This window comes from Paenibacillus selenitireducens, from assembly GCF_002021565.1.
Classification (GTDB): Bacteria; Bacillota; Bacilli; order Paenibacillales; family Paenibacillaceae; genus Paenibacillus_K; species Paenibacillus_K selenitireducens.
The window spans coordinates 1-13,636 of the sequence record NZ_MSZX01000016.1 but is presented as its reverse complement, the minus strand read 5'-3'; the positions used below and the strand labels follow the sequence as shown (position 1 = coordinate 13,636).

11 protein-coding genes, 1 tRNA gene and 2 rRNA genes are annotated in these 13,636 nt (G+C 46.0%); all 14 read right to left on the bottom strand.

Features of this window, described 5'->3' with window-relative positions; translation table 11 throughout:
* Positions 1 to 108 precede the first annotated feature (108 nt).
* The 14 genes from BVG16_RS28105 to BVG16_RS28045 all read right to left on the bottom strand — a co-directional run bounded on the left by BVG16_RS28105 (position 109) and on the right by BVG16_RS28045 (position 13,609).
* Entirely contained in the window at positions 109 to 1,170 is a 1,062-nt protein-coding gene (locus tag BVG16_RS28105) for a hypothetical protein (protein ID WP_078502519.1), read from the bottom strand.
* A gap of 111 nt (positions 1,171 to 1,281) precedes the next feature.
* The gene (locus BVG16_RS28100) at positions 1,282 to 2,190 is read right to left on the bottom strand and encodes a YitT family protein (protein ID WP_078502518.1); all 909 of its coding nucleotides are present in this window, start codon (positions 2,188 to 2,190) and stop codon (positions 1,282 to 1,284) included.
* Positions 2,191 to 2,325: 135 nt separating this feature from the next.
* Positions 2,326 to 2,481, bottom strand: a complete 156-nt coding sequence (locus tag BVG16_RS28095) for a small acid-soluble spore protein P (RefSeq protein ID WP_078502517.1) — start codon at positions 2,479 to 2,481, stop codon at positions 2,326 to 2,328.
* A 26-nt stretch (positions 2,482 to 2,507) separates the two neighbouring features.
* Complete coding sequence (locus BVG16_RS33215) at positions 2,508 to 2,678, bottom strand: hypothetical protein (RefSeq protein ID WP_198957547.1); 171 nt, start codon at positions 2,676 to 2,678, stop codon at positions 2,508 to 2,510.
* A gap of 35 nt (positions 2,679 to 2,713) precedes the next feature.
* Positions 2,714 to 3,040 (bottom strand): hypothetical protein, encoded by a 327-nt coding sequence (locus tag BVG16_RS28090; RefSeq protein WP_078502516.1) that lies wholly within the window; start codon positions 3,038 to 3,040, stop codon positions 2,714 to 2,716.
* A 140-nt stretch (positions 3,041 to 3,180) separates the two neighbouring features.
* Positions 3,181 to 3,269: transfer RNA gene (locus BVG16_RS28085), tRNA-Ser, on the bottom strand.
* Between the two features lie 60 nt (positions 3,270 to 3,329).
* Positions 3,330 to 4,610: a serine--tRNA ligase gene (gene serS / locus BVG16_RS28080; protein WP_078502515.1), complete on the bottom strand. Its 1,281-nt coding sequence runs from the start codon at positions 4,608 to 4,610 to the stop codon at positions 3,330 to 3,332.
* Positions 4,611 to 4,678: 68 nt separating this feature from the next.
* Positions 4,679 to 5,263 (bottom strand): pyridoxal 5'-phosphate synthase glutaminase subunit PdxT, encoded by a 585-nt coding sequence (pdxT, locus tag BVG16_RS28075; protein WP_078502514.1) that lies wholly within the window; start codon positions 5,261 to 5,263, stop codon positions 4,679 to 4,681.
* A 34-nt stretch (positions 5,264 to 5,297) separates the two neighbouring features.
* The gene (gene pdxS / locus BVG16_RS28070) at positions 5,298 to 6,179 is read right to left on the bottom strand and encodes a pyridoxal 5'-phosphate synthase lyase subunit PdxS (protein WP_078502513.1); all 882 of its coding nucleotides are present in this window, start codon (positions 6,177 to 6,179) and stop codon (positions 5,298 to 5,300) included.
* Positions 6,180 to 6,319: 140 nt separating this feature from the next.
* On the bottom strand, positions 6,320 to 7,714 hold the full coding sequence (locus BVG16_RS28065) for a D-alanyl-D-alanine carboxypeptidase family protein (protein ID WP_408635389.1): 1,395 nt from the start codon (positions 7,712 to 7,714) through the stop codon (positions 6,320 to 6,322).
* A 143-nt stretch (positions 7,715 to 7,857) separates the two neighbouring features.
* Positions 7,858 to 9,315 (bottom strand): IMP dehydrogenase, encoded by a 1,458-nt coding sequence (gene guaB, locus BVG16_RS28060; RefSeq protein WP_078502512.1) that lies wholly within the window; start codon positions 9,313 to 9,315, stop codon positions 7,858 to 7,860.
* A 210-nt stretch (positions 9,316 to 9,525) separates the two neighbouring features.
* On the bottom strand, positions 9,526 to 10,374 hold the full coding sequence (locus BVG16_RS28055; RefSeq protein WP_158081821.1) for a putative glycoside hydrolase: 849 nt from the start codon (positions 10,372 to 10,374) through the stop codon (positions 9,526 to 9,528).
* A gap of 123 nt (positions 10,375 to 10,497) precedes the next feature.
* Positions 10,498 to 10,614, bottom strand: a 5S ribosomal RNA gene (rrf, locus tag BVG16_RS28050).
* Positions 10,615 to 10,681: 67 nt separating this feature from the next.
* Positions 10,682 to 13,609: ribosomal RNA gene (locus BVG16_RS28045) — 23S ribosomal RNA — on the bottom strand.
* Positions 13,610 to 13,636: the final 27 nt, after the last annotated feature.

Sequence of the window (13,636 nt, the reverse complement as noted above, 5' to 3'; positions counted from 1 at the left end):
AAAACATATGGCTGCACACTGTAATCACCAATGATATATAAATTCAACAAAAAACCCGTCGATTCCTCGACGGGTTCTTCTTCACTTATTATTGCGCTGTGCCGGCACCTATCCGCCGAACATCTGTGATAATTCATCCATCGGAATAACATCCGCTGGCGGTGTTGTAATTGTAAAGTTAGGTTTACCGTTGATGTTCGTCGTTTCAGAAGTCAGCTTCAAGTCTAACTTGACGCTTTCACCATCTGATGTCACATCAGCCTTCACGTTCGCTTCTTGATAAGCAGGGTAGTTATCTTTATTCAACGCGGTAATGATGTTGAAATCATTAATCTTCAGCGTCTTCTTCAATTCCTCTAACCCTTTTTTCAATTCAGCTTCGTCAGACAGTGATTTCTTCGCTTCCGCAACATCTGCACTCGTTACGCCGACAACATCCTTATATTTGTCGCTCGCAAGTAGATCCAATACCGGAGGCAGAACATCCTTCACAAGTGTCGTTAGACCTTGATCTAGATTCTCGTTCGTTACTGCAAGCTTGATCACTTGCTTCGCTTCGATTCCTGCAGGGACCGTTACATCCTTCGTATCGACTTCTTGGAAGAAGGTCTTGCCATCGAATTTATCGAATACAATTTTCATGATCTCTTTACCAAGCTCTTGCGCTTTCACCGTATCCATTGCACCTACAGTTGCTTGATTTCCAGCTTCTTCTGCAAGTTTCTTCAGATCTACTTCTACGAATTTGCCAACCAAGTTCTCAGGCAATGGCAGCATCGGAATATTCGGAATTTTAACCCACATCTTATCCGTTGTCATGACAACCGGAATATTTAGAGTGAATGACGCATCCCCTTTGATCGTCAGATCAACGTTCATTTCGAGCTGCATCGGGTCTTTCTGGTATGCACCCTTCACCGTAACTTGTGCATTCTTCAGCATGTTATATACCATGCCGATCTCCGGATTCGTCGTAATCTCAGGACTCGTAACACTTAGATCGTTAATGATAAAGGACGTGTTAAATTCATAAGAACTTAACTTTGCTGCATTCTCCATCGCAAGCTGTAATGCTTCCTTCGGATCTTTCTTGGCCGAACCACAACCAGACAACACCAACATGATCGTTAGCATGCCCACCAATAATGACATCCACACTTTCCTGTTCAAAACTAATTTTCCCCCTTCAATTCAATAAAAAATGGAATACCGTTCTATCATAGTATATTTCCAATGAATTGAAAATGGCTTTCTGTAAATTTTTCCAACAATTTTCATCCGCTAATGGATATCTTTTTTTGCAAATCGTCCACCACTTACATCATGGATGTTACCGATCGCTAAGAAAGCCGTTGGATCAATATCATGGACAATCGTCTTTAACTTAGCTTCCTCAAGACGTGTAATAACGGCGAAAATAACCTTCTTCGTATCCCCTGAAAATCCGCCTTCCCCATTCAGATAGGTTACACCCCGACCCAGACGGCTAAGCAAAGCTTCCCCGATCTCGCGATGATTCTCGCTGATAACCCATACCGATTTCGACTCGTCAAAGCCCTCAATCGTTGTATCCATCATTTTATAAGCAATAAAGTACGCGATTAACGAGTACATCGCACGATCCCAGTCGAAGACGAGACCCGCACTGCTCAGGATGAATAAGTTGAAGAACATGACAATCTGTCCGACCGAGAAAGGAATTTTCTTACTAATGAGAATAGCGATGATCTCTGTTCCGTCCAATGAACCTCCAAAACGGATAACCAGACCGACACCGATACCGAGTAGAATCCCTCCGAATACAGAAGCCAATAATGGATTGCTTGTAAATGAATCAACATGATGGAACCAAACCGTCGTTAAAGACATCACAGCGATACCGAGCAATGTCGATAACGCGAAGGTCTTACCAATCTGTTTATAACCAATAAATAAGAACGGTAAATTGAGAACAAATAAGAAGATACCTAGCTTTAAGCCGGTTAAGTGCGCTAAAATAATGGATATACCTGTAATCCCGCCATCAATGATACTATTAGGGACTAGGAACATCTCTAGGGCAACAGCCATCAGAACCGCACCGATAATAATGAAGATGACGCGCTTTAAAATGATGGGTAATGGCGTGCTTAAATGCTTCCTTGTTGAAATGGTCTCTACTGCGCTTTGAGCATGATGTTCGTCTTGCATAGAATTCCCCTCTCTCTTACCCTGTGAAATATTTTAGTTACTATACTACTTATTATATAAAACATTTCACCAAGAAAAAACCTTAATTCTAAATTTAATTAGAATTAAGGTTTTTTTTGCGAAAATTAACCCGAATTAACCTTGTGGATTATTGTGTGAAACATGATTATGTTGTTTTGTTTTCTTGGATCCAGACAACGGCTCTTGTTGGCCTGTTCCGTTATCTGCTGCATGGTGACGTTCCTTAACTTGTGCTTCCGGTACGGGTACCGCTTTCGATTTACCAGCCATTAGATTCGCCTCCGCTTCGCTATGATTTAGAAATGTTCTAGATCTGTCGGATGATCATGATTCAGTGCATCTTGATGCCGACGGTCATTTGAATCTTGCTGCTGCTGTTGTGCTTGATGGCTGTTTACAGCCGTTTGATCCAGATCATCGACGACATTGCTCAAATTTTTATCGAGCGAGCCCTTTGCCTTCGTCATGTTGTTACCTCCTTAGCCCTATTGGTCTACAGCCGTTAATCCGGATTTGTAACACTCTGAAGCACTTGAGCACATTCGTGGATATGACGCGTATAATTCTGCGCCAGCTCTTGAATGACATCATTACGCTCGTCCACGGTTACGCCATCACGCTCCACATCCACCAGATCCACGCGTACTTCGCGTGAATCGACATAGGCGCATGAGAAGTCGAATGAGTACATTTGACGCCCTGAGGCGTCAATATGGATGCGTAGCGCATTCGGGTTCGCACCGTCCGCCTGAATTTCGGCTTGGTCGCCATGATTCAAGGTTGTAGGCAACGTTTGTTGCCAAGCAGTGACTAACTGATCTTGGTTCATTAAAAGTACACCTCCTGCTTACGTTCACGTGTTAATGTGTGAAGAGATGCCTTCTTTTATTCAGGCTGATCCGCTGTTGGAATATGCAAAAAGACCCTAGCCGCCATATCTGACGCTAGGGTCTATCTCATGTAAGGTTATGGCGGAGAGGGTGGGATTCGAACCCACGTGGAGTTGCCCCCTAACGGTTTTCAAGACCGCCCCGTTATGACCACTTCGGTACCTCTCCAAATAATATTTCTTCGTGACAAAAAATATCATACCATACCTTTTATATAAAAAGCAAGTTTTATTTCTTAGAAATTTTTTCGAGGCCGCCCATGTAAGGTTGAAGCACTTTTGGAATGCTTACACTGCCATCCGGTTGTTGGTAATTCTCAAGGATTGCAGCCACAGTACGTCCAATCGCAAGGCCTGAGCCATTCAATGTATGAACGAACTCTGGTTTCCCTTTGGCTTCGCGACGAAAGCGGATATTCGCACGACGAGCCTGGAAATCCTCAAAGTTCGAGCACGAGGAGATTTCACGGTACGTATTGCTCTCTGGAAGCCATACTTCCAAATCATATGTCTTCGCAGACGCAAAACCAATATCTGCCGTACAAAGGGCAAGCACACGGTATGGAAGCTCAAGCAATTGAAGCACTTTCTCCGCATTGGCGGTTAACTCTTCTAATGCTGCATAAGACTCTTCCGGCTTCACTAATTTCACGAGCTCAATTTTGTTGAATTGATGCTGGCGAATCAGACCGCGTGTATCGCGACCGGCAGAGCCTGCCTCGGAACGGAAACATGCGCTGAAAGCAACGAATTTCTTCGGCAAATCTTCAACATTCAGAATTTCCTCGCGGTGAATATTCGTTACAGGCACTTCTGCTGTAGGGATCAAGTAATAATCCGTATCCCGAAGTTTAAACAGATCTTCTTCGAATTTTGGCAATTGGCTTGTACCAATCAGACTGTCGCGATTGACGATATAAGGCGGCAAAATTTCTTCATACCCGTGCTGATCGCTATGTAGATCCATCATGAAGTTAAGCAATGCGCGCTCCAGACGTGCCCCCAAACCTCTATAGAACACAAAGCGAGAACCTGTTACCTTCGCAGCTGCCTCAAAATCTAGAATGCCTAGATCTTGTGCGATATCCCAGTGGGCTTTCGGTTCGAAGTCAAATGATCTTGGTTCTGACCATTTGCGAAGCTCTACATTATCATCTTCCGACGCACCGATCGGGGTATTTTCATTCGGAATATTCGGAATCGCAAGCGTTAACTCCGTGATACGTTCATCGAGTGTGCGTACTTCCTCATCCATTTCCTTAATCCGATCCGATACTTCTCTCATTTCAAGAATAAGATCGTCCGCATTCTCACGCGCCTTTTTTAATCTTGCTACTTCCTGTGATACGACATTACGACGATTCTTTAATGTCTCACTCTCTTGCAGCAATTCACGACGGCGGACATCTAGCGCTGGAAATTCAGCGACCAACTCTAACGACTTACCGCGATTTTTAAGCGCTTCCTCTACACGTTCAAATTCATTACGTAAAATTTTAACATCTAACAATGGGGTTCCCTCCAATGAAAACACCTTAACCCTTGTGAAAGAGTCAAGGTGCTTATTTACCTTATGGATTATCGTTCTACATTCGCAGAAGCTTTAATCATATCCAGGAAATATTGATGCAGACGATAATCGTCCGTTAGCTCTGGATGGTACGAAGCCGCTAGCAAATGGCCTTGACGAGCTGTTACAATCTCTCCATTAAACGTGGATAATACTTCTACCTCAGGACCAACCTGCGTGATTAACGGCGCACGGATGAACACCGCACGGATTGGCTCTTCGATCCCCTTTACAGGCAGATCTGTTTCAAAGCTTTCACGTTGACGGCCGAAGGCATTCCGAGCAACCGTCATATCCATTAATCCCAAATGCGCATCGTCTTGCCCCTCGATCCGTTCGGCAAGAACGATGAGTCCCGCACAGGTACCAAAAATCGGCTTCCCTTGTGCAGAAAACTGACGAACCGCATCGATAAAATCATACTTCCGCATCAATTTACCGATCGTCGTACTCTCCCCGCCCGGAATGATTAATCCGTCAAGCTCTTCTAGCTGTTCTACGCGCTTCACGATGACACCTGTTGCGCCTGCTTGTTCAATACTGCGGATATGTTCAGCTACAGCTCCCTGCAGCGCTAATACTCCAACCTTCATTGCAAGTCCCTTCCCTCTTCAACCTTAAAGCTTCTTACCAACCGCGATCTTGCATACGCTCAGATGCATGTAATTTCGATATCTCGATCCCCTTCATCGGCGTACCCAAGTTCTTCGATACTTCAGCGATGAGTTTGTAATCTGTGTAGTGCGTTGTTGCTTCAACAATCGCACGAGCAAATTTCTCAGGGTTATCGGATTTGAAAATACCTGATCCTACGAATACGCCGTCAGCGCCAAGATGCATCATTAATGCAGCATCCGATGGCGTTGCAATACCGCCGGCAGCAAAGTTAACAACAGGGAGTTTACCGGACTCATGAACTTCAAGCAACAAATCATAAGAAACGCCTAGATTCTTCGCTTCTGCATACAGCTCGTCCTTCGACAAGTTCTGTACTTTGCGAATTTGGCTGTTAATATGACGCATATGACGAACAGCTTCCACGATATTGCCTGTTCCAGGTTCACCTTTCGTACGAAGCATGGATGCACCCTCACCTACTCGGCGAAGTGCTTCACCCAAATCCTTGGCTCCACATACGAATGGTATCGTAAATTCTTTCTTATTAATATGAAATACTTCATCTGCAGGGGTCAAGACTTCAGATTCATCAATATAGTCTGCACCAAGAGCTTCCAATACTTTCGCTTCAACATAGTGCCCAATACGTGCTTTCGCCATAACTGGAATAGAAACAGTCTTTACAACTTCTTCAAAAATGGTTGGATCGGCCATACGAGCGACGCCGCCTGCTGCACGAATATCCGAAGGAACGCGTTCCAAAGCCATAACCGCCACTGCACCTGCAGCTTCTGCGATTCTTGCTTGCTCAGCGTTCATGACGTCCATGATGACGCCGCCTTTTTGCATTTCTGCCATACCTCTTTTTACACGAGATGTACCTGTTTCCATAGTCATTTGCCCCCCGAAATTTATATGAAATACAATGATTTGTTAGGATCAACATATTACATGAAAATTTATGAATCTAACAAAATATTTTACAGTATGCACCTGAAATAGACAACCCATTGACTCGGAATTCAACCGATTTAGAAAAGATTTTTGATCCCGCTGAATAAATCAGCGAAGAAATCGCCAATGGCACGGAAGAATAGACGTAACCAACCTGCTTTTTCTACATCTTCAGCAGCTACAAGGTTCACCGTTTCTTTTTGCTCATTCTGATCGTTTTTATACGTATACGTAATTTCCCCGACCTTTTGCCCCTTCTTGATTGGAGCAATGAGCGTGTCATCTAATTTCGTCGTGAATGTGACGTTATCTACATTGGCACCTTTCGGCACAACAAAACTAACAGCTGATTCCGTCACAGCAGCTACTTTTTTAGATTTCCCTTTTTTCAACTTTGCCGTTTCAGCACCTTGAACCACCGATTTCGATGCCACAGCTTGCTTCACTTCAAAGTTATTGAACCCATAATCCAGAACCTTTTTCGTTTCGATAAAACGTTTAGCTTCTGTCTTAGCGCCCATGACAACGCTAATTAATCTCATGCCATTACGTTCAGCCGTACCTGCAAAGCACATACCAGCTGCAATTGTATGGCCCGTTTTCAGACCATCAAGCCCTTCGTAAGCATATTTTTTGAATGATTGAATGTTTTTATTAGATTCCAGCATCCAGTTGTAGTTGATAATTGGTGCTTTATCACGTTCACGGAATTTATACGATTGAATCGTAGTGAACTTGCCAAAGTCTGGATGATCTTTGACAATATGTTGTGCTAGGATCGCCACGTCGCGTGCGGACATCACCGTCTCACGATCTTCAGCTGGACGATATTTCTCCGGCATATCTGCACGGCTAAGACCAGTGGAGTTGATGAAGTAAGCGGACTTCATGCCCATCTTCTTCGCCGTATCGTTCATCATCTTCACAAATTCTTGCTCAGATCCTGCGACGTGTTCAGCAAGCGCTATCGTAGCATCATTCGCGGAACCTACCGCCATCGCGATAAACAGCTCTTCAACTGTATGTTGATCACCTTGAGCCAAGAAAATTCGCGAGCCGATAGCCTTAGATGCATTTTCACTCGTCGTAACAACCGTATCCCATTTTAACTTCCCTTGCTTTACTTGCTCCGTAACGATGTACTCGGCCATCATTTTCGTCATACTTGCCGGAGGCAAGGCAACGTCAGCATTAATATCAACAAGTAATTTACCTGTGGATGCTTCCATTAAGATGGCGGAACTTACTTCTAAATTTAAGGAAGCCGCAGTAGGCATCTTGCTGCTGATATCCGCTGCAGTCGTCGTTGGCGTTGTAGTTGCAGCTGTTGTTGCCGCTTTTCCCTCTGCAAACATCATCATAGGGGCTAATGTGCCGCACAATAGTTGAAAACCTATAAATATGGCAATCGTCTTTTTCATAATTTGACGTTTTTTATGTTGGCGTGTTTTCGTATAATTATTCTCTTTCAAAACCGGTAGGCTCCTCTCGTACTCTCAAAATCTTATGTCCATTTAAAGCATAGAAACATTGTAACACACGCCTATCCGCAAAAAAAGACAGACAGGGTAAAGTTACCCTGTCTGAATTTGGTATTCTATATCAAATTGTCGCATTATACCGAATAGTTTGGCGCTTCTTTCGTAATTTGCACATCATGCGGATGGCTTTCACGTAATCCAGCACCTGTGATACGAACGAATTGCGTATCATTCTTCAACTCGTCAATCGATGCCGTTCCACAGTAACCCATACCTGCACGAAGACCGCCGATTAATTGGTGAATGGTGTCGGATAAAGGTCCTTTGTAAGCTACACGACCTTCAATACCTTCGGGAACAAGCTTCTTCTCGTTCTCTTGGAAATAACGGTCTTTACTTCCTTCTTTCATTGCGCCTAAGGAACCCATACCCCGATATACTTTATAACGACGACCTTGGTAAATTTCCGATTCGCCTGGGCTTTCTTCCGTACCTGCGAACATACTGCCGAGCATCACTGCTGTCGCGCCTGCACCAAGAGCCTTCACGATTTCACCAGAGTATTTAATCCCGCCGTCTGCAATAATCGGTACACCGTACTCACGAGCCACAGTTGCGCAATCATAGACTGCTGTTACTTGAGGAACGCCAATTCCCGCGATCACCCGTGTTGTACAAATGGAACCTGGACCAATCCCTACTTTGACAACGGAAGCACCAGCTTCGATCAATTCACGTGTACCGTCACCCGTTGCTACGTTACCAGCGATAATTGTTAATTCTGGATAAGCTTCACGCAGCTTGCGGACCGCCTCGATGATGTTGATGTGATGACCATGCGCGGAATCCACCACGATCGCATCTGCACCGGCTTGTACCAATGCTTCTGTACGTTCAAATGTATCTTTTGAAATCCCTACAGCTGCGCCTACAAGAAGACGACCTTGCGCATCTTTCGCTGCACGTGGGAATTGAATGGCTTTTTCAATATCTTTAATAGTAATAAGACCTTTAAGCGTATTGAAGTCATCGACAATCGGAAGCTTCTCGATCTTATGTTGTTGAAGAATCACTTCAGCTTCTTGTAATGTTGTGCCTACAGGCGCTGTAACCAAGTTCTCATGAGTCATCACTTCTTTGATCTTAATCGCAAAGTCATGAACAAAGCGCAAATCGCGATTCGTTAAAATCCCTACAAGCTTATGATCTTCGTCTACGATAGGAACGCCAGAAATGCGATATTTCGCCATTAATGCTTCCGCATCATATACGTGATGTTCAGGAGTTAATGAGAAGGGGTTCGTGATTACGCCGCTCTCCGATCTTTTAACACGATCCACTTCTTCGGCTTGTTGTGCTATCGACATATTTTTATGAATAATCCCAATACCGCCCTCACGAGCAATGGCAATGGCTAATGCAGATTCAGTTACCGTGTCCATACCTGCACTAATCATCGGGATGTTTAATTTAACTGATTTACTAAGTGATACAGAAGTGTCAACCTCTCTAGGCAACACCTCGGACTTACGAGGTACTAAAAGCACGTCATCAAAAGTTAACCCTTCTTTAGCAAACTTTGTTTCCCACACCGGATTATTCCTCCCTTAAATGAATAGTTGTTTCTGAATATTATTGCAATCTTAGCAAAGGGGTTATAGGCTGTCAAGGACGTGAGGCATGGTAATCGCATACATTGAAACAGTCGCAACAATCGAAAAATTCAGTCATTTATAGTTATACTTACATTTTGAATTCCAGAGTAGAAATTGCCTAATTCCTTGCTCCTCTAACGCTTTAATTTATTGCCGTACTTCTTGGATTCCATATACCCGATAGGAGGGAACCCATGTTGCCGTGAAATTCTGAAGCCATGGTCGTATTTCCGCTGGCTTGGTTGTAAGCATGGCTGCGGCGGGTACGGAGAGAGATGAGACACTTTGGACAACCTGTACATTCCGTAATTTGGCATCCATCATGGTATGGCGAATGGCTTCATCTGGGGTTGAATCAGGCTGCCGAGTTCCATACATGCCCGATGAATAATGGGATGGATATGTCATCGGCGAGATCACATCGACTTCGCGTGTAACCTGTTCCCACACTTGGCCGACCCCCATATCTGTTGTGGAAGACGTGATTAGACCGAACACATCGGCAGACAAATAAGAACCCGAACGATGGTTTTCTGGACAGGCCCGATGGAAGAATTGGACGATGGTTTTTTCTTTGCTAAGATGGTGCTTATTAGCAAAACCTACTCCCTGATTTACACGGCTGCCGTTATCGGGAAACCGTACATAATCGAACTGGATTTCATCAAATCCAAGTGCGGCTGCTTCCTTTGCAATGGCAATATTATAATCCCACACATCCCTCTGATAAGGATCTGTCCATAGCGTTCCCTTTATATCTTGCCACAAACCACCGTCTTTTTTATGTATGGCCCACTCCGGTTTTTGACGCGCAAGGTGTGGATCTTTGAATGTGACTATACGCCTTATTGCATAAATATGCTTTTTATGAAGTAGACCGAGAAGAGCGTGAATATCTCGAATGCTAGGATTATGATCGGATCTCATTTGCTGAACAAAGGGAATAGATGATGTATAACTTAATAATCCACCGTCATTCTTCACATCAATGACCATGGTCGAGCTTGAGCCTTGGTAGGGAGCGGACGAGTCAAAACATTTATGGATTGTTGATATATAATACATGAAAACATAAAAAAACCGCCATTGAGAATTTCATCTCAACAACGGTCTTTATGTGCTTGGCATCGTCCTACTCTCCCAGGACCCTGCGGTCCAAGTACCATCGGCGCTAGAGGGCTTAACGGTCGTGTTCGGGATGGGTACGCGTGGAACCCCTCCGCCATCGACACCAAACGGAATACTTATTCAAGGTTTGAACCCTGAAAACTAGATACGAAACAACTTTTTGCGAATTAATTTATAGGATAAGCCCTCGACCGATTAGTATTGGTCAGCTCCACACATTGCTGCGCTTCCACCTCCAACCTATCAACCTCGTCGTCTTCAAGGGGTCTTACTAATTGGGAAATCTCATCTTGAGGGGGGCTTCACGCTTAGATGCTTTCAGCGCTTATCCCGTCCATACTTGGCTACCCAGCGGTGCTCCTGGCGGAACAACTGGTACACCAGCGGTATGTCCATCCCGGTCCTCTCGTACTAAGGACAGCTCCTCTCAAATTTCCTACGCCCACGACAGATAGGGACCGAACTGTCTCACGACGTTCTGAACCCAGCTCGCGTACCGCTTTAATGGGCGAACAGCCCAACCCTTGGGACCTACTTCAGCCCCAGGATGCGATGAGCCGACATCGAGGTGCCAAACCTCCCCGTCGATGTGGACTCTTGGGGGAGATAAGCCTGTTATCCCCAGGGTAGCTTTTATCCGTTGAGCGATGGCCCTTCCATGCGGTACCACCGGATCACTAAGCCCGACTTTCGTCCCTGCTCGACCTGTATGTCTCGCAGTCAAGCTCCCTTATGCCTTTGCACTCTTCGAATGATTTCCAACCATTCTGAGGGAACCTTGGGGCGCCTCCGTTACTCTTTAGGAGGCGACCGCCCCAGTCAAACTGCCCACCTGACACTGTCCCCGAACCGGGTTACGGTCCTAGGTTAGAACTCCGATACGATCAGGGTGGTATCCCAACGTCGCCTCCACACAAGCTGGCGCTCATGCTTCAAAGGCTCCCACCTATCCTGTACAGATCGTACCAAAGTCCAATATCAAGCTGCAGTAAAGCTCCATGGGGTCTTTCCGTCTTGTCGCGGGTAACCTGCATCTTCACAGGTATTAAAATTTCACCGGATCTCTCGTTGAGACAGCGCCCAAGTCGTTACGCCATTCGTGCGGGTCAGAATTTACCTGACAAGGAATTTCGCTACCTTAGGACCGTTATAGTTACGGCCGCCGTTTACTGGGGCTTCGGTTCATAGCTTCGGGTTACCCCTAACCACTCCCCTTAACCTTCCAGCACCGGGCAGGCGTCAGCCCGTATACTTCGCCTTACGGCTTCGCACAGACCTGTGTTTTTGCTAAACAGTCGCTTGGGCCTTTTCACTGCGGCCCCCTCGTGCTATTCACACTACCGGGGCACCCCTTCTCCCGAAGTTACGGGGTCATTTTGCCGAGTTCCTTAACGAGAGTTCTTCCGCGCGCCTTAGAATTCTCTTCTCGCCTACCTGTGTCGGTTTGCGGTACGGGCACCATCACCTGGCTAGAGGCTTTTCTTGGCAGTGTGAAATCATGACCTTCGGTACTGCAATTTTCCCTCCCCATCACAGCCTAGCCTTATCGATGTGCGGATTTGCCTACACATCAGCCTCACTGCTTGGACAGACATCCATCAGTCTGCGTCACTATCCTACTGCGTCACCCCATTGCTCATAACGGCTTACGGTGGTACAGGAATTTCAACCTGTTGTCCTTCGACTACGCCTTTCGGCCTCGCCTTAGGTCCCGACTTACCCTGAGCGGACGAACCTTCCTCAGGAACCCTTAGGCTTTCGGCGGACATGATTCTCACATGTCTTTTCGTTACTCATACCGGCATTCTCACTTGTATGCTGTCCAGCGCTCCTTACGGTACACCTTCAACCTACATACAACGCTCCCCTACCCCTGATACATACGTATCAAGCCATAGCTTCGGTGGTGTGTTTAGCCCCGTTACATTTTCGGCGCAGAGTCACTCGACCAGTGAGCTATTACGCACTCTTTAAATGATGGCTGCTTCTAAGCCAACATCCTGGTTGTCTTTGCAACTCCACATCCTTTCCCACTTAACACACACTTGGGGACCTTAGCTGATGGTCTGGGCTGTTTCCCTTTTGACAATGGATCTTAGCACTCACTGTCTGACTCCCGGTTATAAGTCTATGGCATTCGGAGTTTGACTGAGCTTGGTAACCCTTGGCGGGCCCCGCACCCAATCAGTGCTCTACCTCCACGACTCTTAACACCGAGGCTAGCCCTAAAGCTATTTCGGGGAGAACCAGCTATCTCCGAGTTCGATTGGAATTTCTCCGCTACCCCCACCTCATCCCCGCATTTTTCAACATGCGTGGGTTCGGGCCTCCAGTGCGTGTTACCGCACCTTCACCCTGGACAGGGGTAGATCACACGGTTTCGGGTCTACGTCCACGTACTAAGTCGCCCTATTCAGACTCGCTTTCGCTGCGGCTACGGCTCTTCACCTTAACCTTGCACGGGAACGTAACTCGCCGGTTCATTCTACAAAAGGCACGCCATCACCCATAGATCGGGCTCTGACTTCTTGTAAGCACACGGTTTCAGGTTCTATTTCACTCCCCTCCCGGGGTGCTTTTCACCTTTCCCTCACGGTACTGCTTCACTATCGGTCGCTAGGTAGTATTTAGCCTTACCAGATGGTCCTGGCGGATTCATACGGGATTTCACGTGCCCCGCACTACTCGGGATCCGTCTCGGAGAGAACAGACTTTCAATTACAGGGCTTTTACCTTCTATGGCGGGCCTTTCCAGACCTCTTCGTTTAATCGGTTCCTTTGTAACTCCATGTGAGACGTCCCACAACCCCAACCAGCAAGCTGATTGGTTTAGGCTATTCCGCTTTCGCTCGCCGCTACTGACGGAATCACTTTTGTTTTCTCTTCCTGAGGGTACTTAGATGTTTCAGTTCCCCTCGTCTGTCTCTTCACACCCTATGTATTCAGATGTGAGTGACTGGCTATTACACCAGCCGGGTTTCCCCATTCGGACATCCCCGGATCAAAGCTTGCTTACAGCTCCCCGAAGCATTTCGTTGTTCGCCACGTCCTTCGTCGACTCCTAGCGCCTAGGCATCCTCCGTGTGCTCTTAGTAGCTTAACCAHGCTNDGRYANAGTATHNATSSGYAS